General features: G+C 65.6%; 20 protein-coding genes. 8 read left to right on the top strand and 12 right to left on the bottom strand.

From position 1 onward, the window contains the following. Window positions 1-187 precede the first annotated feature (187 nt). Together XH93_RS16075 and XH93_RS16070 are read left to right on the top strand one after the other, a co-directional pair. Window positions 188-1,114: a LysR family transcriptional regulator gene (locus XH93_RS16075; protein WP_194474268.1), complete on the top strand. Its 927-nt coding sequence runs from the start codon at window positions 188-190 to the stop codon at window positions 1,112-1,114. 332 nt (window positions 1,115-1,446) lie between these two features. Beyond that, window positions 1,447-3,141, top strand: a complete 1,695-nt coding sequence (locus XH93_RS16070) for an ATP-binding protein (RefSeq protein WP_246799633.1) — start codon at window positions 1,447-1,449, stop codon at window positions 3,139-3,141. Window positions 3,142-3,375: 234 nt separating this feature from the next. On the opposite strand, the gene XH93_RS16065 is transcribed toward XH93_RS16070, so the two are convergent. Together XH93_RS16065 and XH93_RS16060 are read right to left on the bottom strand one after the other, a co-directional pair. Then, a complete protein-coding gene (locus tag XH93_RS16065; RefSeq protein ID WP_194474267.1) occupies window positions 3,376-3,798 on the bottom strand; it encodes a hypothetical protein in 423 nt (140 codons plus the stop codon). Then, on the bottom strand, window positions 3,798-4,406 hold the full coding sequence (locus XH93_RS16060) for a TetR/AcrR family transcriptional regulator (protein ID WP_246799632.1): 609 nt from the start codon (window positions 4,404-4,406) through the stop codon (window positions 3,798-3,800). Before XH93_RS16060 ends, XH93_RS16065 begins: the two co-directional genes overlap by 1 nt. A gap of 257 nt (window positions 4,407-4,663) precedes the next feature. Between XH93_RS16060 and XH93_RS16055 the strand changes: the two genes are divergently transcribed. Then, window positions 4,664-5,866 (top strand): HlyD family secretion protein, encoded by a 1,203-nt coding sequence (locus tag XH93_RS16055; protein ID WP_194474266.1) that lies wholly within the window; start codon window positions 4,664-4,666, stop codon window positions 5,864-5,866. Window positions 5,867-5,874: 8 nt separating this feature from the next. After that, window positions 5,875-7,485 carry a DHA2 family efflux MFS transporter permease subunit gene (locus XH93_RS16050; protein ID WP_371815054.1) on the top strand — a complete coding sequence of 537 codons (1,611 nt, stop codon included), beginning with the start codon at window positions 5,875-5,877 and terminating at the stop codon, window positions 7,483-7,485. A gap of 20 nt (window positions 7,486-7,505) precedes the next feature. Here XH93_RS16050 and XH93_RS16045 read toward each other — a convergent pair whose 3' ends face one another. Continuing rightward, window positions 7,506-9,149, bottom strand: coding sequence for a benzoate-CoA ligase family protein (locus tag XH93_RS16045; RefSeq protein ID WP_194474265.1), 1,644 nt, complete (start codon window positions 9,147-9,149; stop codon window positions 7,506-7,508). A gap of 179 nt (window positions 9,150-9,328) precedes the next feature. Next, the gene (locus XH93_RS16040) at window positions 9,329-9,823 is read right to left on the bottom strand and encodes a MarR family winged helix-turn-helix transcriptional regulator (protein WP_194474264.1); all 495 of its coding nucleotides are present in this window, start codon (window positions 9,821-9,823) and stop codon (window positions 9,329-9,331) included. Between the two features lie 282 nt (window positions 9,824-10,105). Between XH93_RS16040 and XH93_RS16035 the strand changes: the two genes are divergently transcribed. Further along, window positions 10,106-11,272, top strand: coding sequence for an ABC transporter substrate-binding protein (locus XH93_RS16035; RefSeq protein WP_139482447.1), 1,167 nt, complete (start codon window positions 10,106-10,108; stop codon window positions 11,270-11,272). Between the two features lie 51 nt (window positions 11,273-11,323). Further along, complete coding sequence (locus XH93_RS16030) at window positions 11,324-11,776, top strand: cupin domain-containing protein (RefSeq protein WP_139863755.1); 453 nt, start codon at window positions 11,324-11,326, stop codon at window positions 11,774-11,776. A gap of 330 nt (window positions 11,777-12,106) precedes the next feature. On the opposite strand, the gene XH93_RS16025 is transcribed toward XH93_RS16030, so the two are convergent. The 5 genes from XH93_RS16025 to XH93_RS16005 all read right to left on the bottom strand — a co-directional run bounded on the left by XH93_RS16025 (window position 12,107) and on the right by XH93_RS16005 (window position 18,284). Further along, the gene (locus XH93_RS16025) at window positions 12,107-13,348 is read right to left on the bottom strand and encodes a flavin-dependent oxidoreductase (RefSeq protein WP_194474263.1); all 1,242 of its coding nucleotides are present in this window, start codon (window positions 13,346-13,348) and stop codon (window positions 12,107-12,109) included. Between the two features lie 599 nt (window positions 13,349-13,947). After that, window positions 13,948-14,343 carry a RidA family protein gene (locus tag XH93_RS16020; protein ID WP_194474262.1) on the bottom strand — a complete coding sequence of 132 codons (396 nt, stop codon included), beginning with the start codon at window positions 14,341-14,343 and terminating at the stop codon, window positions 13,948-13,950. Window position 14,344: 1 nt separating this feature from the next. Continuing rightward, on the bottom strand, window positions 14,345-15,184 hold the full coding sequence (locus XH93_RS16015; RefSeq protein WP_194474261.1) for an enoyl-CoA hydratase family protein: 840 nt from the start codon (window positions 15,182-15,184) through the stop codon (window positions 14,345-14,347). A gap of 11 nt (window positions 15,185-15,195) precedes the next feature. After that, window positions 15,196-15,975: an SDR family NAD(P)-dependent oxidoreductase gene (locus XH93_RS16010; RefSeq protein ID WP_194474260.1), complete on the bottom strand. Its 780-nt coding sequence runs from the start codon at window positions 15,973-15,975 to the stop codon at window positions 15,196-15,198. Further along, complete coding sequence (locus XH93_RS16005; protein ID WP_194474259.1) at window positions 15,972-18,284, bottom strand: bifunctional salicylyl-CoA 5-hydroxylase/oxidoreductase; 2,313 nt, start codon at window positions 18,282-18,284, stop codon at window positions 15,972-15,974. The genes XH93_RS16010 and XH93_RS16005 overlap by 4 nt, the downstream gene beginning before the upstream one ends. 533 nt (window positions 18,285-18,817) lie before the next feature. On the opposite strand from XH93_RS16005, the gene ilvD reads away from it, so the two are divergent. After that, window positions 18,818-20,665, top strand: coding sequence for a dihydroxy-acid dehydratase (ilvD, locus tag XH93_RS16000; protein ID WP_194474258.1), 1,848 nt, complete (start codon window positions 18,818-18,820; stop codon window positions 20,663-20,665). Between the two features lie 6 nt (window positions 20,666-20,671). Here the strand turns inward: ilvD and XH93_RS15995 are convergent, their stop codons facing one another. The 3 genes from XH93_RS15995 to XH93_RS15985 all read right to left on the bottom strand — a co-directional run bounded on the left by XH93_RS15995 (window position 20,672) and on the right by XH93_RS15985 (window position 23,869). Beyond that, the gene (locus tag XH93_RS15995) at window positions 20,672-20,887 is read right to left on the bottom strand and encodes a hypothetical protein (protein ID WP_194474257.1); all 216 of its coding nucleotides are present in this window, start codon (window positions 20,885-20,887) and stop codon (window positions 20,672-20,674) included. Between the two features lie 917 nt (window positions 20,888-21,804). After that, window positions 21,805-22,854, bottom strand: coding sequence for a hydroxyacid dehydrogenase (locus XH93_RS15990; protein ID WP_194474256.1), 1,050 nt, complete (start codon window positions 22,852-22,854; stop codon window positions 21,805-21,807). A 49-nt stretch (window positions 22,855-22,903) separates the two neighbouring features. Continuing rightward, entirely contained in the window at window positions 22,904-23,869 is a 966-nt protein-coding gene (locus tag XH93_RS15985) for a tripartite tricarboxylate transporter substrate binding protein (RefSeq protein ID WP_194474255.1), read from the bottom strand. A 169-nt stretch (window positions 23,870-24,038) separates the two neighbouring features. On the opposite strand from XH93_RS15985, the gene XH93_RS15980 reads away from it, so the two are divergent. Further along, on the top strand, window positions 24,039-24,572 hold the full coding sequence (locus tag XH93_RS15980; RefSeq protein ID WP_194474254.1) for a thiamine pyrophosphate-binding protein: 534 nt from the start codon (window positions 24,039-24,041) through the stop codon (window positions 24,570-24,572). The last annotated feature ends 8 nt before the right edge of the window (window positions 24,573-24,580 follow it).

Raw genomic sequence — 24,580 nt, 5'->3', positions numbered from 1 at the left:
CAGATAGGCATGCAATGCAGGACGAATCTCCACGGGTCTCTCCCTTTGATCACGCCCTCTGTGCCGAGGCTGTTTCGATCGACGACCCGCATTGGAGTCGCCGTCGCCACTATCAACGCGCGAATTGCCGAATTAGGGAAATTTCTTTATCTTTGGCGACGCCAAAGTTTTCCTTATGGAGCCCGCGATGGCCGGCCACTTCACGCGAGACCTCACCATCCGCCAGCTGCGCGCGCTGTCCGCCGTGCACGAGGCGGGCTCGATCACCTCGGCAGCCAATCGCCTCAACCTGACGCAGCCCGCGGTGACGCTGCAGCTGCGCAACCTGCAGGCGCTCGCCGAGCTGCCGCTGATCCAGCGCACCGGCGACGGCATGGCGCTGACCGATGCCGGCGCGCACGTGCTGGCGCTGATCGAGCGGATCGAGGCGGCGCTGAAGGATTGCGAGCAGTCGCTCGACATGATCGCGGGCCGCAGCGGCGGCCGCGTCGCGATGGGCGCAGTCTCCACCGCGAAATACTTCGTGCCGTTTGCGATCGCCGCGTTCTCGCGCCGCTTTCCCAAGATCGAGGTCACGCTCAGGATCGGCAACCGCGAGGAGATCCGCGACGCGCTGCGCGGCTACGATCTCGATATTGCGGTGATGGGCGCGCCGCCGGCCGACCTCGAGGTCGAGATGAAGCCGCTCGGCCGGCATCCGCACTACATCGTCGCCGCCGCCGATCACCGGCTGGCACGGCGCCGGCACGTCGAGATATCCGAGCTCACCGGTGAGACCTTCATCACCCGCGAGCAGGGATCCGGCACGCGGATGCTGATGCAGCAGTTCTTCGAGCGTGTCGGCCTGGCGCCGAAGATCGGCATGGCGATGGACAGCAACGAGACCATCAAGCAGGCGGTGATGGCCGGGCTCGGCATCGCCTTCATCTCCCAGCACACCATCCATCACGAGCTGGAGGACGGCCGGCTGGTGGTGCTCAAGGTCCGGGGCCTGCCGATCGTTCGGCAGTGGCACGCGATCCGGCGCGCCGACAAGATCCTGCTGCCGCCGGCGAAAGCCATGCTGGATTTCCTCGGCAAGGACGGCTGGCGCTACCTGCCGAACACACGCTAGGCGCCATGAGCATCACAGCGTGCATATGATCGCCGGCGCGCAGGCGGCGATCACCGCAGGTTCCGGATTGCGCGCAACACGGTCGGATTCACCCGCGTTCGCGGGTTGGTTGCTGCCGCAACGGGGGCCTCGCCCCATCCTCGCCGGCACGTTGCACTTGCCCGCGATTGAGCTTGCCCGCCGCGCGCTATCGCGGTGTTTACGCAGAAGCGAAAAAGGCGAGCCAGTGCCAACCGTTAGGCATTGCGCTCGGCCAAAACGCGTGTCAAATCTTCTTGGTGGACCGCGCGTATCGCTGCAAGGAGGATAACCTGCAGACCCCGTCCCCGCCCATGCCTGACTTCAAGGCGTTGTTCGAGGCGGCGCCCGGCCTCTATTTGGTGCTGACGCCACCCGAATTTCGCATCGCGGCGGCGAGCGACGCCTATTTGCGCGCCACGAAGACCGAGCGCGCCGCGATACTTGGACGCGCGCTGTTCGACGTGTTCCCCGACAATCCCGACGATCCCGCCGCCGACGGCGTGCGGAACCTGCGCGCCTCGCTGGAGCGCGTGGTCCAGTTCCGACGTCCGGACACGATGTCGGTGCAGAAATACGATATCCGCAAGCCCGAGGCGGAAGGCGGCGGCTTCGAGGAACGCTACTGGAGCCCGCGCAACTCGCCGGTGTTCGGACCGGGCGGGCAGCTCAGCTACATCATCCATCGCGTCGAGGACGTCACCCAGTTCATCCATCTGAAGCGCCGTGGCGTCGAGCAGGACAAGCTGGCGGACCAGCTGCGCGAGCGCACCGAGCAGATGGAAGCCGAGATTTTCATGCGCGCCCGCGAGGTCGAGGCGGCGCGCGAGCAGCTCGAGGCCGAGCAGAAGCTGCGCCAGGTGCAGAAGATGGAAGCGGTCGGGCACCTCACCGGCGGCATCGCGCACGACTTCAACAACATCCTGACCGTGATCACCGGTCTGATCGACATCCTCGCGGAGGCCGTCGAGCACGATGCCGCGCTGTCATCCGTCACCAAGATGATCAGCGACGCCGCCTCGCGCGGCGCCGAGGTGACAAAACATCTGCTCGCCTTCTCGCGGCAGCAGCCGCTGCAGCCGCGCGAGGCCGACCTCAACACGCTGGTGCAGGACACCGCGCGGCTGCTGCGCCCCTCGCTCGGCGAGCAGATCGAGATCGAGACTTCGCTCGAGCCCGACGCCTGGCCGGCCTTCATCGATCCCAATCACATGGCGACCGCGCTGCTCAATCTCGCGGTCAATGCCCGCGATGCGATGCCCGACGGTGGCAAGCTGATGCTGGAGACCAGCAACGTCATCCTCGACGAGACCTACGCCGCCTCCAATCTGGATGTGCGGGCCGGCGAATATGTCATGGTCGCGGTCAGCGACACCGGCGCCGGCATCCCGGAAACGATCCGGGAAAAGGTGTTCGAGCCGTTCTTCACCACCAAGGACACCGGCAAGGGCACCGGCCTTGGCCTGAGCATGGTCTACGGCTTCATCAAGCAGTCCGACGGGCACCTCAAGATCTATTCCGAGGAGGGCCACGGCACCTCGATCAAGCTGTATCTGCCACGCTCGAGCGGCGACATGGAAGAGGCCGAGCCGCCGGCCGTGGTCGACGCGCGCGGCGGCAACGAGACCATCCTGGTTGTCGAGGACGATCCGCTGGTGCGCAACTACGTCAGCGCCCAGCTCGAACAGCTTGGCTACCGCACTTTGGTCACCGCCAACGGCCCCGAAGCGCTGGCGGCGATCGACAAGGGGTTTGTCTGCGACGTGCTGTTCACTGACGTCATCATGTCCGGCGGCATGAATGGCCGGCAGGTCGCCGACGCGGTGCTGGCAAAACTGCCGTCGGTGCGGGTGCTGTTCACCTCCGGCTACACCGAGGATGCGATCTTCCACCACGGCCGGCTCGATCCCGACGTGACCTTGCTGGCAAAGCCCTACCGCAAATCCGATCTGGCGCGGATGATCCGCCAGGTGCTGACCCAGCCGCCCGCGCCAGTATCGGCGAAGTGAGTAACCTGAGCGACGCGATCAGCTAAAGCCGGTCGTCTTTCGGTTGAATCCATTCGCCGCGCTTTCGGTTCACCTCTCCCCGTCGGGGAGAGGTCGGCGCGCAGCGCCGGGTGAGGGCTCTTGCGCTCTCGATAGACCGGAACCCCTCACCCGATTTGCTGCGCAAATCGACCTCTCCCAAGGGAGAGGTGAACCTTTAGTGCCGCTCCCAGCTCAACCTAATCTAACCAAACTCTAAGGCCCGAAGCTGGAGCGGCTTTGGATCTTCCATTCGCCGTTAAGCAGGCTCAGCACGTAAAGCGAATCGTAGACGCCGATCACCGAGCCGTCCGCGCGAAAGCGGGTGTACCGCAGCGCGTAGTGCGCCTTCACCGGCGAGGACTGCACCAGCCTGATCTCGTCCCAGGCGCTGTGGTGCCAGCCATCCTGCTTGCGCAGCCGCTCGAACAAATCCATCGGATTGCTGCCGGCCTGCTGGTAGATGGTGACCGCGCCGCCGGCGAGCCGCACATGCGGGAAATGCATCAGCCCGTCCATCGCCGCGGCGTCGTAGCGATTGAGCGCCGCCATCCAGCGCGTCAGCACATCCTCGCATCTCGCCCGGTCGTCGGGCGAGATCTGCGCCTCGACGCTGTAGGTTGCGGCCGGCTCCGGCATCATGCATCTCCGCCTTGCTTGTTGCTGGTGTCGGCGCGCACGGCGGCGCCCGAGAGGAACAGCGCCGCGCAGGCCTTGGCGCGGGCTTCGAGCTCCTGCCGCGACGGCGCCGGCCTGCGTCCGTACATGACGTCGCGCTGCGGCTGGAACACGAGCATGCCGAGCATCATGCCGGCCGCGGCCTGCACGTCGTCCACCGCGATCCGCCCTCGCCGCTGCTGCACGCCCAGCCACGCCGCCAGCGCAGCAAGGGTCCGCTGCATCGCCTTCTCGTAGAACGTCTCGGCGATATCGGGGAATTTGTCGCTCTCGGCCAGGATGATGCGCTGGAGCGCGATGACCTCGCCATCGAGGATCAGCTCGGCACAGGTCAGCAGCGCGGCCTCCAGCGCCGCCGCGATGTCGCGGCCGTCGCAGGCGCCGAGATTCACGATCGAGACGAAGCGGTCCATGCGGTCCGTCAGCGTGCTCTCGAACAGCGCGAACTTGGTCGGCACCAGCCGATAGAGCGTCTTGGTGGAAACGCCGGCGCGGCAGGCCACGTCGGCCATGCTGGTCACGGCGAAGCCGCGCGTCGCGAATTCATGCCGCGCAGCGTCATAGATCAAAGCGCGCGTCTCATCGTCGGAGCGCAGCTGCGGCCGCCCGCGGCCACGCCGCGCCGGCGCGCCCCCCTCTGCTTGAGCTTTGTCCTTCACACTCTTGCGCCGATCCAAGCCATGCTTTTACATGATGCCTGTCATTCCATTGACAGTCCCAATATGCCCTCTATTTTGGAAAACATCAAGTTTCCTAATTAGCCAGCGATCGCAAAGCGGAATTAGCGAGACTTTCCAACGGGATACGACATCGGGAGCGCCTGCCAATGAGCCAGCACGAAACGTCATTCAAGGCCGAGAGCAAGGTTCCGGCCGACACCGCCAAGCAGTTGATCACCACTGCTGAAATCGCCTCCCCGCCGGCGCCTGCCGGTGTGAAGAGCAAGCTTCGCCGCCTGCTGCTCGCCGGCGCCGCAGTCGCGGCACTCGCAGGCGCTAGCTGGTACGGCTGGAATTACTGGACCGTCGGCCGCTTCCAGGTGTCCACCGACGACGCCTATGTGAAGGCCGATAACACCACGATCGCGCCAAAGGTGTCCGGCTATCTCAGCGCCGTGCTGGTCGGTGACAACGAGCATGTCCGCGCCGGTCAGGTGCTGGCACGGATCGACGATCGCGACTTCAAGGTCGCGCTCGACCAGACCAAGGCCGACGTCGCCGCCGCCGAGGCCGCGATCGCGAGCAAGCACGCCCAGCTCGATGTGCAGCAGTCCGTGATCGAAGCGGCACGCGCGACGCTGGCGGTCGATACCGCGACCCAGACTTTTGCCGCACAGGAGAACAAGCGCTACACCGACCTCGCCGGCACCGGCTATGGCAGCGTGCAGAACGCGCAGCAGGCGCAGTCGCGCTACGCCAGCGCGCAGGCCGCAATTGCCCGCGACACCGCGAACCTCGCCTCAGCGCTGCGTCAGGTCGAGCTGCTCAAGGCCGACATCGCCCAGGCGGTCGCGGCGCAGGCCCGCGCGACCGCGCTGCAGCACCAGGCCGAGCTCAATCTCGGCTACACCACGATCACTGCGCCGATCAACGGCGTGGTCGGCAACCGCACGCTGCGCACCGGCCAGTTCGTCCAGGCCGGCACGCAATTGATGTCGCTGGTGCCGGCCATCGGCGCCTATGTGATCGCGAATTACAAGGAGACGCAGCTCACCAACGTCCGCAAGGGCCAGCCGGTCGAGATCGAAGTCGACATGTTCCCGGGACAGGTGGTGCGCGGCCATGTCGACAGCCTGGCGCCGGCGAGTGGCCAGGAGTTCGCGCTGCTGCCGCCCGATAACGCAACCGGCAACTTCACCAAGGTAGTGCAGCGCATCCCCGTGAAGATCGTGCTCGACGCGACGGAGGTCGAGCTGCGGCCCGGCATGTCCGTGATCCCGACCATCGCGACGCTGTCGCAGCCGGCCGAGCCGGCTCCGTCCGCCAGGACCAAGACCACGCCGAAACTTGCTGTCGCCTCGTCCAAATAGGTGATGCCATGTCCGACCTCGCGCTCTCCTCCCCCGCCGCCGCGCCGCTCCCCGCAGCCGTAGCCGATCCCAACCGCGCCAGCATGACCGTCTGGATCTCGATCCTCGCGGCCATGATCGGCGCCTTCATGGCGATCCTCAACATCCAGATCACCAACGCCTCGCTGCTCAACATCGAGGGCGGCATCGGCACCGGCGTCGACAACGGCTCCTGGATCTCGACGTCGTATCTGATCGGCGAGATCGTGGTGATCCCGCTCACCGATTATCTCAGCCGGGTGTTCTCGTTCCGCAGGATCATGATCGGCCATGCCACGCTGTTTGCGATCTTCTCGGTGGCCTGCGCCTTCACCCACGACCTGCCGTCGATGATCGCGATGCGCGGCCTGCAGGGTTATTTCGGCGGCGTGCTGATCCCGATGGCGTTCACGCTGGTGTTCACCAAGCTGCCGAAGCCGCAGCAGCCGATTGGCCTTGCGATGTTCGCGCTGGCCGTGACCTTCGCGCCGGCGATCGGCCCGACCATCGGCGGCTACCTCACCGAGAATTACGGCTGGCAGACCATCTTCTTCGTCAACGTGATCCCGACCGTGGTGATGGTCGTCACGCTCTACTTCACGCTGGAGCGGCAACCGATGCAGCTGCATCTGCTCCGCGAGGGCGACTGGCTCGGCATCGCGACGATGGCGATCGGTCTTTCCTCGCTGCAGGCGGTGCTGGAGGAGGGCAACAAGGACGACTGGTTCGGTTCGCCCTTCATCGTCAAGCTCGCGGTGATCGCGGCGGTCAGCCTGACGCTGTTCGTCTGGATCGAGCTCGTGGTCGAGAAGCCGCTGATCCGGCTGCGCCTGCTCACCCAGCGCAGCTTCGGCTTCGGCACCATCTCGGCGGTGTTCGTCGGTTTTGCGCTGTTCGGCTCGGTCTACCTGCTGCCGGCCTATCTCGGCCAGGTGCAGCGCTACAATGCCGAGCAGATCGGCCAGGTGCTGGCCTGGACCGGTCTGCCGCAGCTGATCCTGATCCCGCTGGTGCCGAAGCTGATGCAGCGCTTCGATGCCCGCCTGATCGCGTTCACCGGGATGGTGCTGTTCGCGAGCTCCTCCTTCATGAACATCGCGATGTCGGTCGATTATTCCGGCGACCAGTTCTTCGTGCCGAACATCGTCCGCGCCATCGGCCAGGCGATCATGCTGGCGCCGCTGTCCGCGGTCAGCCTCGGCAGCGTCGCGCCGCAGGACGCGCCGGCGGCGTCAGGCATTTCCAACATGATGCGCAACCTCGGCGGCGCGATCGGCACCGCGCTGCTGTCGACCATCGTCACCAAGCGCGAGCAGTTCCACTCCAACATCATCGGCCAGTCCGTCGACCTCGGCCGCGAGGAGGTGCGCAGCCGGATTGCCCAGGTCACCGACTACTTCCTGAGCCACGGCATCTCCGACCCCGCCACCGCGCATCACCAGGCGATCGTGGCGATCGGCAACATCGTCAAGCGCCAGGCGCTGGTGCTCGGCTTTAGCGACGCCTTTGCCGTGATCGGCATCGTGCTGGTGCTGGCCGCGATCGCGATCGCGTTGACCGGCAAGCCGAAGAGCGCGGCGGGTGGTGCCGGCGCGCACTAGAGCCGCGCGCTGTCGCCTCCTCAGCTCGCCTCGCGCAGCCTAAAGCGCTGGATCTTTCCGGTCTGCGTCTTCGGCAACGCCTCGACGAAGGAGATCGCGCGCGGATATTTGTACGGCGCGATCGTCGCCTTGACGTGATCCTGCAGCAGCTTGACCTCGAGCTCGTCGCTGCGCGCACCCGGCTTCAGCACGATGAACGCCGCGACGATCTGCCCGCGTTCCTCGTCTGCCGTGCCGACCACGGCGCATTCGGCGACGTCGGGATGCCCGAGCAGCGCCGCCTCGACCTCGGGGCCGGCGATGTTGTAGCCCGCCGAAATGATCATGTCGTCGGCGCGGGCGACGAACGACAGCCGGCCGCTGGCGTCGCGGACGAAGGCGTCGCCGGTGATGTTCCAGCCGTCGCGCACATAGTTGGTCTGCCTGGAGTCGGCGAGGTAACGGCAGCCGGTCGGGCCGCGCACCGCGAGCTTGCCGACTTCGCCCGGCGGCAGCTCATTCATATCGGCGTCGACCACCTTGGCCTCATAGCCCGCGACCGGCGTGCCGGTCGTGCCGGCCACCGCACTGCCGACGCGGTTGGTGATGAAGATGTGCAAGAGCTCGGTACTGCCGATGCCATCCAGGATCGGCTTGCCGGTCTTCTTGGTCCAGCTCTCGAACACCGGCGCCGGCAAGGTCTCGCCGGCCGAGACCGCAATCCGCAGCGACGACAGGTCGGCGCCGTTGTCCATCGCCGCCATCATCGCGCGATAGGCGGTCGGCGCGGTGAAGCAGATCGTCGCCTTGTAGGTCTCGATGATCCGGATCATCTCGCTCGGCGCCGCGTTCTCCAAGAGCGTCGCGGTGGCGCCGAAGCGCAGCGGAAAGATCGCGAGCCCGCCGAGGCCAAAGGTGAAGGCGAGCGGCGGCGAGCCGACGAACACGTCGTCCGGCGTCACCTTCAGCACCTCTTTCGCGTAGCCGTCCGCCACGATCAGGAGATCGCGGTGGAAATGCATCGTCGCCTTCGGCTCGCCGGTGGTGCCCGAGGTGAAGCCGAGCAGCGCGACGTCGTCGCGGCCGGTCTTCACCGCCTCGAACTTCACCGGCTTGTTCAGCGCGATCCGGTCGAGCTCGGCGTCGTGGTTCTGGGTGCCGTCGAAATTGACCACCTGCTTCAAAAATTTGCTGGTCTTGGCGCAGGCCACCAGCTCATCCGCGATGCGGCTGTCGGTCAGCGCCAGCGCGATCTCGGCCTTGTCGACGATCTTGGCCAGCTCGCCCGCGCGCAGCATCGGCATGGTGTTGACGACCACCGCGCCCGCCTTGGTCGCGGCGAGCCAGGCCGCCACCAGCGCCGGATTGTTGCCGGAGCGGATCAGCACGCGGTTGCCGGGCTTGACGCCGTAATTCTCCACCAGCGCATGCGCCAGGCGGTTCGACCAGTCGGTCAATTCCTTGTAGGTGCGCTGCCGGCCGTTGCCGATCAGCGCGATATTGTCGCCCAGTCCTCGCTCGACGATGCGGTCGGTCAGTTCGACCGCGGCGTTGAGGTAATCAGGATACTGGAATTCCGGCCGGTCGAGCAGCAGCTTTGGCCACAGCTCGGGCGGCGGCAGGTTGCGCCGCGCGAAATCGTCGACATGGCCCGATGGGCCGAGCCCGGGAAATTGATCCGACATTCGATCGCCCCTCGCTTTCCATCCAGAAAGGCCAAGGCTCTGGTCCGAAGAGCCTCTATCGAAACCACCGATATCGCGGACGCCCGGCAGCGTCCCGATCCGCCAATCATTTTATACTTAAAATAATTTGGCGCAAGGGTAGAAATCAGGCGCTGAAATGCCGCATCGCCGCCACGGCGCTATACCGACCTCGCCTTGGCGGAGCGCTGCGCCGAGCCCTTGGCCTTGCCGAGCAGCCGCATCAGCTCGCGGATGTCCTTTGGCGACAGATCGGCAAAGATGTCGGCGATCCACTTCTCGTGCTCGGCAGCCATCTTGCGGAATTCGGCGCGGCCGAGCTTGGTGAGCCGGATGAACTGCACGCGGCGGTCGGTCTCCGAGGTGCGGCGATCGAGATGGCCTGACTCGACCAGGCGTTCGACCAGGCCGGTGACGTTGCCGTTGGAGACCATCATGCGCTTCGACAGGTCCGACAGCGTCATGCCGTCGGCCACCTTGTCGAGCTGGGCCATCAGGTCGAAACGCGGCAGCGTGACGTCGAATTTTTCGCGCAGCTGGCTGCGCACCTCGCCCTCGATCAGGGTGGTGCAGGTCAGAAGGCGGAGCCACAGCCGCAGCTCGGTGCCGTGGTCGTCGGGCAGTTCGACGGCTTTGGTTTCAGAATCGAGGATCATGCGGCGATCGCGCCTCCGCGCGGCGGGTTCCCAGTCGGACCTGATGTTTTGAGCTTCAAACAATTTGCGGCGCGCCGCAAGGACAATTGCGAATCGATACGCCGCCGCCGGCGCGATCCTGCAATTTCTTTAACCTTCAAGCAATTGGCGCGGCGCTTGCATGGAGCAAGATGATTGCCTTGGCGCGACGCCGCATCGCTTGCGGCAGTCGCGCCCGCCAGAATAAGCTGCGGCCCAAGGCATCGAGAGACGAGCCATCAAGAAACCGGTCGGGGAGCTAAGATGAAGCAAGTGACAATGTGGGCGGGACTGGCGGCGCTGCTCAGCGTCGCGATCACCCCGGCAAACGCGCAGGAAAAAATCAAGATCGGCGTGCTGGTGACGACGTCAGGTCCGGCGGCGGCGCTCGGCCAGCAGGTCCGCGACGGCTTTGCGCTCGCGATCAAGGACCTCGGCGGCAAGATGGCCGGCCGCGACGTCGAGGTGGTCAACGCCGACGACGAGCTCAAGCCCGACGGCGCGGTGGTCAAGGTGCGCGGGCTCCTGGAGCGCGACAAGGTCGATTTCGTGGTCGGCCCGATCTTCTCCAACATCCTGCTCGCGATCCACCGCCCGGTCACTGACAGCAAGACCTTTCTGATCAGCCCGAATGCCGGCCCGTCCAGCTATGCCGGCAAGGAGTGCAACCCGTTCTTCTATGTGACGTCGTACCAGAACGACCAGGTGCACGAGATCCTCGGCAAAGTGGCGCAGGACCGCGGCTACAAGCGGGTCTATTTGCTGGTGCCGAACTATCAGGCTGGCCGTGACTCGGTCGCCGGCTTCAAGCTCGACTACAAGGGCGAGGTCGTCGAAGAATCCTACACGCCGCTGAACACGCTGGATTTCCAGCCCGAGCTTTCCAAGATCGCCTCGCTGAAGCCGGATGCGCTGTTCACCTTCATGCCCGGCGGCATGGGCGTCAATCTGGTCAAGCAGTACAAGCAGGCCGGCGCGACCGTGCCGGTGCTCTCGGCCTTCACTGTCGACGAATCCACATTGCCCGCGCAGCAGGACGCCGCGGTCGGCATGTTCGGCGGCGCCAACTGGGCGCCAAATCTCGACAATCCCCAGAACAAGAAGTTCGTCGCCGCCTATGAGGCGGCCTTTGGCGGCGTGCCCGGCACCTATGCCATGCAGGCCTACGACACGGCGCTCCTGATCGACAGTGCGGTCAGGGCCGTAAAGGGCGATCTCGCCAACAAGGACGCGGTCGCCGCCGCGCTGAAGAAAGCCGAGTTCACCTCGCTGCGCGGTCAATTCAAGTTCAACAACAACGGCTATCCGATCCAGGACTTCTATCTCACCAAGGTCGCGAAGCGGCCGGACGGCAAGTTCCAGACCGAGGTCGTCGAAAAGGTGTTTTCGAATTACGGCGACCGCTACGCCAAGGACTGCGCGGCCAAGTGAAAAGGCCAGGTAAATCCCAGGACAAGTCAATCCCAGGAGGAAAACATGACGATGAAAGACGAGATCGCCGGCATCACCCGCGCCAATGAAGGCATTCAAGGCATTACCTGGAGCATCCTCGGCCAGACCTACGTGCCGAAGAGCCGCACCGAGCATTCCTTCTCCTGGCACGCGACCTTCCCGCCCGGCACCTTCGTGCCGCCGCATATCCATCCCGACCAGGACGAGTATCTCTACATCCTCGAGGGCAAGCTCGACTTCATGCTCGACGGCGCCGACGAATCCGCAACGCCGGGCGATCTCGTGCGCCTGCCGATGGGCAAGCCGCACGGCATCTTCAACAAGTCGCAGCAGCCGGCGAAGACGCTGTTCTGGGTGTCGCCGACGCGCAGGCTCTACGACCTGTTCTGGGCGATCCACAACATGAAGGAGCAGAACCCGGACGACGTGGTGCGGCTCGCTGCCGAGCACAACATCCACTTCCTGCCGCCGCCTCCCGGCTAGGGCGGGATGAAGTTAGGTTGAATCGAACCGACCGCGTGTTCGGTCCACCTCTCCCCGACGGGGAGAGGTCGATTTGCGCCAGCAAATCGGGTGAGGGGCTGCAGCTCTAACGAGAGACCTTAACCCCTCACCCGGCGCTGCGCGCCGACCTCTCCCAAGGGAGAGGTGAACCTTCGCTGCCGCTCCAACCTAACCTAATCTCATCATGCTCGAGGACTCTCCCTCCCCGTCATTGCGAGCGGAGCGAAGCAATCCATCGCTCCGCATATGCGGACAGATGGATTGCTTCGCTAACGCTCGCAATGACGCGGACAGAGCGGCAGCTCCTCGCTACTGCCGCGCCACCACGCGCGCGGCAAAGCCGGCTTTTGCCGCATAGCCGCGCACGATGGCTTCGCGCGCTTCGTAATTCAAAATCGTGTCGACATCGGTAAAACCCTGCGGCGCGAGCTGCTCGACGGCGTCGATCACGCCTTCCGGGCCGCCGCGGCGGTTGGAGGCCACGATGTCGGCGGTCATCGGCAGGCGCTGCCGCTCATAGGCGACCAGCGCCTGGCGCGGATGCTCTGACCGCGCCAGCGCGTCGGCTAGGCAGCGCGCGTCGAGCACCGCCTGCGAGGCGCCGTTCGAGCCGACCGGATACATCGGATGCGCGGCATCGCCGAGCAGCGTGACGCGGCCGCTCGACCAGTACGGCAGGGGGTCGCGGTCGCAGCACGGATACTCCCAGAATTCCGGCGTCGCGTTGATCAGGCCGGCGAAGTCGACCTGCGGAATCGTAAAACTTGTGACATAGGGCATCATCTCCTCGCGCCGGCCGAGATTGGACCAGCCCTCGCGGCGCGGCGGCGGCGACGATCCGTCGCCGATCCGCACCAGCACCGCCCAGTTGGTGAGGCGACTTGCCGGGCTCGATCCCGGCGCGATCGGATAGATCACGGCTTTTGCATTCAGCCCACCGGCGATGATCATCGAGCGCCCGGTCAGGAACGCCGGCCAGTCGGTGGCGCCGCGCCACAGCATCAGTCCGTTCCAGCACGGCCCGCCCTCGTCTGGGAACAACGTCTGCCGCACCTTTGAGTGAATGCCGTCGGCGCCGATCAAAATGTCGCCGCGCGCGGTGTGGACATGGCAGCCAGCTCGATCGAAGAAATGGGCTGACACGCCGCCCTCGTCCTGGGTGAACGCGCCGAGCCGGCAGCCGGTGCGGATCGCCTCCGTGCCGAGACGCTCGACCACCGCCTGATGGATCACGCCCTGCAGGCGGCCGCGATGGATCGAGAATTGCGGCACGTCGTGCCCGGCATCGAGCCCGCGCTTCTCGTGCCAGACCTGCTGGCCGTGCCGCGTCAGATAGAACAGCTCTGAGGTGCGGATCGCGACCTCGTCGAGCCGGTCGAGCAGGCCAAGACCGGCGAGCTCGCGGATCGCATGCGGCAGCGTGTTGATGCCGACGCCGAGCTCGCGGATCGTCTCCGACTGCTCGTACAATTCGCATTGAATGCCGCGCGACCGCAGCATCAGCGCCGTGGTGAGGCCGCCGATGCCGCCTCCGACGATAATCGCTTTCATCGTCCTTTACTCCAATCACAACAGGACGGTTAACCAGCAAGGCCTAGGGTCGCACGCGCCCGCGCCCGGCCGCAAGCCGGTTTGTTGCCCGGGTCTTCGGCGCGCCGGCGCTGATTTGGCTTAGGATTAACATTCTTGCAGCGGCTCCCTCCATCAGCGTCACCCTGAGAGGGTGTGAAGCTTTGTCCTCACCCACCGCCGTCATCGCCCGGCTTGACCGGGCGATCCAGTACGCCGCGGCCTCTCGCTTCTATCACCGGCGTCTCTGGAATACTGGATCACCCGGTCAAGCCGGGTGATGACACCGAGCAAGCTGAGCAAACCAACCCGTCACCCTGAGGCGGCCGCTTCTTTAGCGGCCCTCGAAGGGTCGACGGCCCCACTGGTGGCCGATTCATCCTTCGAGGCTCGCAAGAGCTCGCACCTCAGGATGACGGGTCTGGCAATGCATTCCCCCATCACCGTCACCCTGAGGCGGCCGCTTCTTCAGCGGCCCTCGAAGGGTCGACGGCCCGGCTGGTGGCCGATTCATCCTTCGAGGCTCGCCGAAGAGGCTCGCACCTCAGGATGACGGGTTAGGCAGGACTGCAGACCACCCATCAATCCGGCACCACCGCGATCGCCTGGATCTCCACCTTGGCGCGGTCCTCGATCAGGCCGGACACCTGGATCGCGGTCATCGCCGGGAAGCGGCGGCCCATGGCGTCGCGGTAGACGACGCCGATCTCCTTCAGCCGGGCCGAGTATTCCTTGCGGTCGAGCAGGAACCAGGTCATCGACACGATGTGCTCGGGCCCGGCGCCGCCGGCCGCGGCGACCGCGACGATGTTGCGCAGGGTCTGGCCGATCTGCGCGACCAGATCGTCAGTCTCGAACACGCACTGCCCGTTCCAGCCGATCTGGCCGGCGATGAAAATCTGCTTGCCACGCGCGGCGACGCCGTTGGCGTAGCCGATCGGTTTTGCCCATCCGTCGGGCTGCAGGATCTCGCTCATCTCAATTGCCCTCGAACACCGGTTTCTGCTTGGCGGCGAACGCATCGAAGGCGCGGCGGAAATCGCCGGTCACCATGCAGATCGCCTGCGCCTGCGCTTCCGACTCGATCATCTCGTCGACGCCCATCGCCCATTCCTGGTTGAACATGGTTTTTGTCACGCCATGCGCGAACCACGGACCGTCGGCGAGCGAGCGCGCCAGCTCATGCGCGGCGCCGGCAAGCTCGGCCGGCGGCACCAGGCGGTTGTGAAAACCCCAGGCCAGCCCCTCGTCGGCGCTCATCGCCCGCCCGGTGTAGAGCAGATCGGCGGCGCGGCCCTGCCCGATCACGCGCGGCAGCAGCCCGCAGGCGCCCATGTCGGCGCCGGCAAGGCCGACGCGGGTGAACAGGAACGCGGTCTTGGCCTGCGGCGTCGCCAGCCGCAAATCGGAGGCGAGCGCCAGCATCGCGCCGGCGCCGGCGCAGACGCCGTCGATCGCGGCGACGATGATCTGCGGACATTTGCGCATCGCGCGCACCACCTCGCCGGTCATGCGGGTGAAGGCGAGCAGGTCCGGCATCGTCATCCGGGTCAGCGGCTCGATGATCTCGAACACGTCGCCGCCGGAGCAGAAATTGCCGTCGGCGCCGGTCAGCACGATGGTGCGGACGTCGGAGGCGTATTTGAGATTGGTGAAGAGATCGCGCAGCTCCTCGTAGGACTCGAAGGTCAGCGGGTTCTTCTTGTCCGGCCGGTTCAGCGTGATGGTCGCGACGCGGCCGCTGGCGTCGGTCTGCCAGCGAAAATGCTTGGCGGGATAATCCTTGAATGGACGGAGCTTGGCTTTCATCTCGGACATGCTGTGTTCCTTCACCCGGTAAAGACTTCGCCGCCGGCAATCGCGACGGCTTGTCCGTTGATCGATGCGGCGCCTTCCGATGCCAGCCAGAGGACGGCGTCGGCCACCTCCTCCGGCGTCACCAGCCGCTGCATCGGATTGACCTTTGCCAGTGCGGCGCGTGCTTCCGCTTCGCTGCGTCCGGTCTTGGCGACGATGTTGGCGGCGGCCTCCGCGACCAGCGGCGTGTCGGTGTAGCCTGGGCAGACCGCGTTCACGGTAACGCCGCGCCGCGCATATTCCAGCGCCAGCGACCGCGTCAGGCCGACGACGCCGTGCTTGGCCGCGACATAGGCCGAGACATAGGCGTAGCCGGTGAGGCCCGCGGTCGAGGCGACGTTGATCACGCGTCCGCGGCCGCGCTTGGCCATGCCCGGAAGCACGGCCTGCGTCACCAGGAACACGCTGGACAGATTGCTCGCCAGCATGTCCGCCCACAGCGCCGCATCGGTCTTGTCGAACGGTGCACTGCCGGCCTTGCCGGCATTGTTGACGAGAATGTCGATCGAACCCGCGGCCGCCTCGATCTGCGCGATCCCCTTGGTCACCGCGGCAGGGTCGGTGACATCGATCGCGACGACCGCACCGACGTGATCACCGAGCGATGCGGCGGTCGCCTGCAACACCTCGATGCGGCGTCCGGCGAGGCTGACGCGGACGCCGGCCTTTGCCAGCGCAATCGCGGTCGCCGCGCCGATGCCGGAGCCGGCGCCGGTGACGAGGGCGTGAGCGTTGGGCCAGAACCGCGTCATGATTTTGCTCCGGCGGCGCGTTCGAGGTTGGCCTCGTATTGCGGCTTGCCCGACAGATATTGCTTGGGCCAGGCGATCGACTTCACGCCGATCTTGGCCGCCTCGTGCAGGGTCCAGGCGGGATCGGCGAGATGCGGCCGGGCGATGGCGCAGAGGTCGGCGCGGCCGGCGGCGATGATCGAGTTGGCATGGTCGGCCTCCGAGATCGCGCCGACCGCGATGGTGGCGATGCCGAGCTCGTTGCGGATCTTGTCGGCGAACGGCGTCTGGTAGAGCCGGCCATAGACCGGATGGTCGTCGGCCCAGACCTGGCCCGACGAGCAGTCGACCAGATCTGCGCCGGCCTCCTTGAACAGTCTGGCGAAGGCCAGCGCATCCTCGGGCGTGTTGCCGCCCTCGGCCCAGTCGTGACAGGACAGACGCACCGACATCGGCTTCTCCTCCGGCCACACCGCGCGGATGGCGCGGAACACTTCCAGCGGATAGCGCGCGCGGTTTTCGATCGATCCGCCATATTCGTCGCTGCGGCGGTTGGTCAGCGGCGAGAGAAAACTCGACAGCAGATAGCCGTGGGCGCAGTGCAGCTCCAGGATGTCGAAGCCGGCGCTCGCGCCGCGTTTTGCGGCGGCCACGAATTGATCCCGCACCTCGTCCATCTCGGCGCGTGTCATCGGCTCCGGCAACTGGCCGTCCGGCAGATAGGGCACCGCCGACGCCGAGACCAGCGGCCAGTTGCCGTCCGGCAGCCGCTCGTCCATGCCCTCCCACGCGACGCGGGTCGAGCCCTTGCGGCCGGCATGGCCGAGCTGGATGCCGATCCGCGCCTGCGAATTGCGGTGCACGAAGTCGACGATGCGCTTGTAGGCGGCGGCCTGCTCGTCGTTCCACAGCCCGCAACAGCCGGGCGTGATCCGCGCCTCCGGCGACACGCAGGTCATCTCGGTGAACAACAGCCCGGCGCCGCCGAGCGCGCGGGAGCCGAAATGCACCAGATGAAAATCGTTCGGCACGCCCTCCTCGGCGGAATACATCGCCATCGGCGAGACGATGATGCGGTTGCTGAGCGACAGGCCGCGGATATGGAACGGCGTCAGCATCGGCGGCGTGACGCGGTCGTTGGTGGCAGGCACGCCGCTCTGCTCGGCGAACCAGCGCTCATAACCTTCGAGCCAGGTCTTGTCGCGCAGCCGCAGATTCTCGTGGCTGATGCGCTGCGAGCGGGTCAGCAGCGAATACATGAACTGCTCCGGCTCCAGCGTGTCGGCATAGCGCGAGCCGACCACCTCGAACCATTCCATCGCGTTGCGCGCCGCGTTCTGGATCCGCGCCACGTCGACCCGGCGCAGTTCTTCATAGGCGGCGAGCACCGCGGGAATGTTCTCCCTGACAGCGCCGTGGAGCTTGAACTGGTTGGTCAGCTCGATCGCATCCTCCAGCGCCAGCTTGGTGCCCGAGCCGATCGCGAAATGCGCGGTGTGCGCGGCATCGCCCATCAGCACGACATGGCTGTTGCCGTTGAACGCGGTCCACTTGCCGCAGATCAGCCGCGGGAACGAGAGCCAGGCCGAGCCGCGCAGATGCCGCGCGTTGGAGACCAGGTGATGGCCCTCGAGGATTTCGGCGAACACGTTCTCGCAGAATGCGATCGACGCGTCCTGCTCCATCTTGTCGAGACCGTGGGCGAGATAGGCCTCCTCGGTGGTCTCGATGATGAAGGTCGCTGCGCCCTCCTCGAACTTGTAGATGTGGGCCTGGAACCAGCCGTGCTCGGTCTTGCGAAAGTCGAAGGTGAAGGCGTCGAACGGACGCTTGGTGCCGAGCCAGATGTAGCGGTTCGGCCGCATCTGCATGTCGGGCTGGAATTCCTTCGCGTACTTGACGCGGAGCTTCGAATTGACGCCGTCGGAGGCGACGATCAGGTCGGCGTCGGGGAACTCGAGATCGGAATTCACCTCGCGCTCGAAGATCAGCTCGACGCCGAGCTCCTCGGCGCGCGCCTGCAGGATATTGAGCAGCCGCTTGCGGCCGATGCCGACAAAGCCGTGGCCGGTGGTGCGCATGCGGCGGCCCTTGATCAGGACCTCGATGTCGTCCCAGTGGTTGAAGGCCTGCTCGATGATGTCGGCGGTCTTCGGGTCCCATTTGCGCATGTTGTCCATGGTCGCATCGGAAAACACCACGCCGAAGCCGAAGGTGTCGTAGGGCCGGTTGCGCTCGACCACGGAGATCTGATGCGCGGGGTCCAGCATCTTCATCAGGATGCCGAAATAGAGCCCGGCCGGCCCGCCTCCAATGCAAACGATGCGCATGGCGCTCTCCCGTTGGGCGGCGGCTGGGCAGTGGTTTCCAGCGTGCCGATGCGGGATATTATTTTATACTTAAAATAATTGTCAAGGGGCGGCGGCTCTTCCTCCACCGTCGTCCCTGGGCATGCGCTGCCATCCGTCCCGTCATCCTGAGGCGCGAGCTCTTGCGAGCCTCGAAGGATCGACGGCCACCGGCCGGGCCGTTTCATCCTTCGAGGCTCGCCGAAGAGGCTCGCACCTCAGGATGACGGGGTTGGTGCTGGTCTGATTCACATTTCAACCAGCCAGTTCGGTGTCATCACCCGCGAAAGCGGGTGATCCAGTATTCCAGAGACGGTGGTTGTTGAGCCGATAGGCCGCGGCGTACTGGATCGCCCGGTCCATGTGCGCAATTGCGCACAGGCCGGGCGATGACGGCGTGGGCGGGACGCCGAGCGGGGTTCAGCCATGCGGTTCCGCGCTTGAATCCACTGCCGCGGGCGGGCATAAGGAACGCCGCCTCCCTTAAAAAAGCGCACAGACCCCAAGGATTTGTCATGCCCGCCTATCGCTCCCGCACCACCACCCACGGCCGCAACATGGCGGGTGCTCGCGGCCTCTGGCGCGCCACCGGCATGAAGAACGAGGATTTTGGCAAGCCGATCATCGCGGTGGTCAATTCCTTCACGCAGTTCGTCCCCGGTCACGTCCATTTGCAGAACCTCGGCCAGCTCGTGGCGCGCGAGATCGAGAAGGCCGGCGGCGTGGCGAAGGAGTTCAACACCATCGCGGTCGACGACGGCATCGCGATGGGCCATGACGGCATGCTCTACAGCCTGCCCTCGCGCGAGCTGATTGCCGACAGCGTCGAATACATGGTCAATGCGCATTGCGCCGACGCGATGGTCTGCATCTCCAACTGCGACAAGATCACCCCCGGCATGCTGATGGCGACCTTGCGCCTCAACATCCCGACCGTGTTCGTCTCGGGCGGCCCGATGGAGTCGGGCAAGATCCAGCTCAAGGGCAAGAAGCGCGCGGTCGATCTGATCGACGCCATGGTGGCGGCCGCCGATTCCAACGTCACCGACGAAGAGGTCGAAGTGATCGAGCGCTCGGCCTGCCCGACCTGCGGCTCCTGCTCCGGCATGTTCACCGCCAATTCGATGAACTGCCTGACCGAGGCGCTCGGGCTTGCGCTGCCCGGCAACGGCTCGGTGCTGGCGACCCATGCCGACCGCAAGAGCCTGTTCGTCGAGGCCGGCCATCTGATCGTCGACCTCGCCCGCCGCTATTACGAGCAGGACGACGCAAAGGTGCTGCCGCGCAATATCGCGAGCTTCAAGTCGTTCGAGAACGCGATGACGCTCGACATTGCGATGGGCGGCTCGACCAACACCGTGCTGCATCTGCTCGCCGCCGCGCGCGAGGGCGAGGTGCCGTTCACGATGGCCGACATCGACCGGCTCTCGCGCAAGGTGCCGGTGCTCTGCAAGGTCGCGCCCTCGGTACAGGACGTCCATATGGAGGACGTGCACCACGCCGGCGGCATCATGGCGATCCTCGGCGAGCTCGATCGCGCAAAACTGCTCACCACCGACGGCCCGACCGTGCACAGCGCAACCCTCGACGATGCGCTGAACCGCTGGGACGTGGTGCGGACCACGAGCGACAAGGTGCGCAACTTCTACCGCGCCGCCCCCGGCGGCGTGCCGACCCAGGAAGCCTTCAGCCAGGATCGCCGCTTCGACGAGGTCGATCTCGACCGCGCCAAGGGCTGCATCCGCGACGCAGAGCATGCCTATTCCAAGGACGGCGGCCTCGCCGTGCTGTTCGGCAACCTTGCGGAAGACGGCTGCATCGTGAAGACCGCCGGCGTCGACGAGAGCATTTTGAAATTCTCGGGCCCTGCCCGCATCTTCGAGAGCCAGGACGCATCGGTCGACGCCATCCTCGGCAACAAGGTGAAGGCCGGCGATGTCGTGCTGATCCGCTACGAGGGTCCGCGCGGCGGCCCGGGCATGCAGGAGATGCTGTATCCGACCAGCTATCTGAAGTCGAAAGGCCTCGGCAAGGCCTGCGCGCTGATCACCGACGGCCGCTTCTCCGGCGGCTCATCGGGCCTGTCGATCGGCCACGTCTCGCCGGAAGCTGCTGAAGGCGGCCTGATCGGTCTCGTCGAGGAAGGCGACATCATCGAGTTCGACATCCCGAACCGCAAGGTCAATCTCAAGGTCGACGACGCCGAACTGAAGCGCCGCCGCGAAGCGATGCTCGCCAAGGGCAAGGCCGCGTGGAAGCCGGCCGCGCCGCGCAAGCGCGCGGTCTCGACCGCGCTGAAGGCCTACGCGGCATTCGCCAGCAGCGCCGCCAAGGGCGCGGTGCGCATCCTGCCTGAGGAGTAATTGACGTCAGGTCACGTGCAGGTCGGCCGGTTCGATCCGGATGCGGTCGGCGTGCAGCGACCAGTCGCACAGCGATTGTTCCTGACAAAATTTCAGCTTGGCCATCTCGGTGGCCTGGCCTTCGCTCGACGCATCGATCTCGAGCAGGCCCTGACAGACCTCGCGCTGGCGGCCGTTGCCGCCGAGCACGTCCTTCATGAAGTGGACGACGAAGCGTGACATGGAACCCTCCCTGCTGAACCGGCAGAGCCCGGGGTTCACGCGATAGCACTGGCGCGGGATGAGGGCGAGTTAATTCGAACGCCGCCGCATGCGGCTGTTCGCAGCGGGGACAACTAGGCGCCGGCCAGCGGCAGGCTGGCGGCCGCGATCGCGACGATCTGCGCCAGCCGGCGGCCGATCTTGGCGGGCGCGTTGCGGAGCAATGACCGGACCTGTCGCATGTTGGGTTCCTTCCGTGCCGGGATTGGCCGGGCACGCAGGGAACATGGCGGCAGCGGGCAAAGCCGTCGACATGTCGCGGGAAATAACAACGGGCGCTTCGCGGAGCCGCGGTCTGGCAGTGGATTTGTTGCCGTGATCGGGGCCGCGACGACGCAGATTTTCTCCGGCGTTTTGGGAGTGCCTGCGCCTCTCCGCTTCCAAGCAAGGGACGCACCAGCGGTAGGGTTCCCTCTCCCCTTGCGGGAGAGGGTTAGGGAGAGGGGTGCCACACGGCACACTCTCACCTTCACACCCGAACTAAATTTCGGAATATTGGAATAATACCGGTGAGTTGCCCGACGTGTCAAGCCGCCCGGGCGAACGTGCCGCCCGGGCGAACGCCGCCAGCCGCCGGCTACTTTGCATGGGGTTGTTTTTCCAGTTTTGGCTTGGCGCCTCGCAATGGCAGCTGCGACGGAAGTGAGGGACGCACCACCGGCAGGGTTCCCTCCCCCTTGCGGGGGAGGGTTAGGGAGAGGGGTACCACACGGGTGGTCTATCGATGTGCGGGTGGGCTGCGCGTGCGACTTTGCGAGATCGACTTTCACGTCAATCATCTCGCCCGGGGCCACCCCTCACCCCCAACCCTCTCCCACAAGGGGAGAGGGAGCCTGAGATGCGTGCACACCTCACGTCGCGGGCGGCAATCCCATCACCTAGCCCGGCGCGAACCCAAACGCCTTCTCGAACCGTCTTGCATATACCGGCCACACCTCGGGATTGATGATGCGCGGCGGGCGCTTGCCGTCGAGGGCATCGAGCAGCTGTTCGGCGGCGATGCGGCCCATGTTGATGCGGGCCTCGCGGGTGACGCCGGCGGTGTGCGGGCTCGCCAGCACGTTGTCGAACTGCAGCAGCGGATGGTCCGGCGGCGGCGGTTCCTTGGACCAGACGTCGAGACCGGCGCCGGCGATGCGCTTGTCGCGCAGCGCTTCCTCCAGCGCCTTCTCGTCATGAATGAAGCCGCGCGCGGTGGTGACGAAGAAGGCGTGCGGCTGCATCAGCGCGAACTCGCGGGTCGAGATCATGCCCCGGCTCTTGCTGTCCAGCGGACACGAGATCGAGACGAAGTCCGAACGGCGCAGGAGATCGTCGAGCTCGACCTTCTCCCCGCCCCGCTTCGTCATCTCCTCCGCGGTGAGATAGGGATCGTAGGCGATCACCTTCATGTGCAGCAGGCCACGGCACAGCTCGGCGATGCGGCGGCCGACATTGCCGAGGCCGACGATGCCGACGGTCTTCTCCTGCAGCTCGTTGCCGATCAATTCGTTGCGGTTGACGTTGGCCTCGCGCCGCAGCCGGCGGTCCGACTGGATGATCCGCTTCGACAGCGTGAGCATCATGGCGAGCGCATGCTCGGCAACCGAATTGGCGTTGCCGCCGGACTGGTTGACCACCAGCACGCCGGCCGCCGTGCAGGCGTCGACATCGACGGGATCGAAGCCCGCACCGTTCGAGGACACGATCAGCAAATTCGGCGCGCGCTTGAGCAGATCGGCGTGAGCGTGGAAATGCGGCGCCAGCTCGTCGCGCGCGGCGCCGATCTGGTAGGCATGCGCCTCGCCGAGGATCGGTGCGAACTGCGCCTCCGGCGTCTCGTTCTCGAGCCGGTCGAGCCGGACATCCGGCCGCTTCTTCATGATGTCGATGTAGATCTCGTGGGCGAGGTATTTGACGTAGAACACGCGCTTGTTGTTGACGGTCATATCTCGGAGCAGCTCTCAGTTGGGGAAGTTTGCGGGATTGTCGATCAGCTCATTCCGCCTTCATGCCGGCGGCCTTGATGATCGGCTCCCATTTGTCGTAGTCGGCCCTGATCTTGGCCACGAATGCCGCCGGCGCGCTGCCGATCGGGATCGCGCCGAGCTTGCCGAGCCGCTCCTTCACCGCATCGGTGTTGAGCGCTGTGACGAAATCGCCGGAGATCTTGGTCACGAGATCGGCCGGCATGCCGCCCGGACCGAGCAGGCCCCACCACACCTCAGTGTCGTAATCCGGCACGGTCTCGGACATGCTCGGCACATTGGGCAGGAACGGCGCGCGCGTCGCGGTCGTCACCGCCAGCGCGCGGACCGTGCCGGCCTGCAACTGCCCGACCGATTCCGGTCCGTTGTTGAACGACATCGGAATCTGGCCGCCGAGCAGATCGTTGATCGCCGGCGCGCCGCCCTTATAGGGGATCGCGTTGAGATCGATCCTGGCCAGGCTGTTGAGCAGGGCACCGGCGAGATGCGTCGAGGTGCCGTTGCCGGCATGGCCATAGGACAGGACGCCCGGCCTGGTCTTCGCCGCGGTGATGATGTCGGCCACCGTCTTGAACGGTGAATCGCTTCGCACCAGCAGCACGTTCGGCGACGACGCCAGCAGCGAGATCGGCGAAAAGTCCGTGAACGTGTCGTAAGGCAGTTTTGGATAGAGGAATGGATTGGTGGCATGGCCGCTCGCCACCATGATCAGCGTGTAGCCATCGGGCGCGGCGGTCGCGATCGCCTGCGAGGCGATCACTCCGCCGGCGCCGGGCCGGTTCTCGACCACGATCGACTGGCCCCAGTTCTTCGACACCACGTCGGCCAGCGTCCGCGTCAGCACGTCGACGCCGCCACCGGGCGGATACGGGACAAAAATGTGAACGGCTTTTGCCGGGAACGTCTGGGCGGAAGCGACGCCGGCCGCGATGATCGCAGCCAGTCCAATGGCCGTCCGCCAGATCCATCCGGCCATGCACGCCTCCCCTTTATCGTTGCCGTCTGTATCGCATGTCGAACCGGCGGGTGGGACCGCCGAATTGCGCAGATCGCGTTGCGGACGGGGCATGTTGACAATCGCATGCACCGCGTCAAGTTTTGGCTCCGCAAGCGGCCATCAGCGTCGCGCGTCGAGGGAGAACAGGATGGCGGCCACGGAACAAGCAACGACCTGGCACGGCATCGTGCAGCAGACGTTGAAGCGCAACGAGATCCGCCTCGTGCCCTACGTGCCCGACAAGGTGCTGACGCCGCTGATCAAGAGCCTGCACGCCGACGCCTATTTCTCGACGTTTCCGACCGCGCGCGAGGAAGAGGCGGTCGGCATCGTCTCGGGCGCCTGGATGGCCGGGATGCGCGGCGCGGTGCTGATGCAGACCTCGGGCTTTGCCACGCTCGCCAACGTGCTGGCCTCGCTCGCGGTGCCCTACCAGATTCCGCTGATCATGGTCGTCTCCGAGCGCGGCACGCTCGGCGAGTTCAATTACGGCCAGGCGCTGGTCTGCCGCACCATGCGCCCGGTGCTGGATTCGCTGGCGCTGGAGCATCACACCATCACCCGGCTCGACGAGCTCGAATTCATCGCCGACCGCTCGATCAAGCAGGCCATCACCACCCAGGCGCCGGTGGCGCTGATCCTCAATCCGCTGCTCACCGGCGGCAAAGTGTTCGACAAGTGAGACCGGCC

It is taken from the genome of Bradyrhizobium sp. CCBAU 51753 (genome assembly GCF_015291565.1).
In the GTDB taxonomy this organism is placed as follows: Bacteria; Pseudomonadota; Alphaproteobacteria; order Rhizobiales; family Xanthobacteraceae; genus Bradyrhizobium; species Bradyrhizobium ivorense.
The sequence above is the reverse complement of the archived record's forward strand: the minus strand, read 5'-3'. Positions and strand labels throughout refer to the sequence as shown.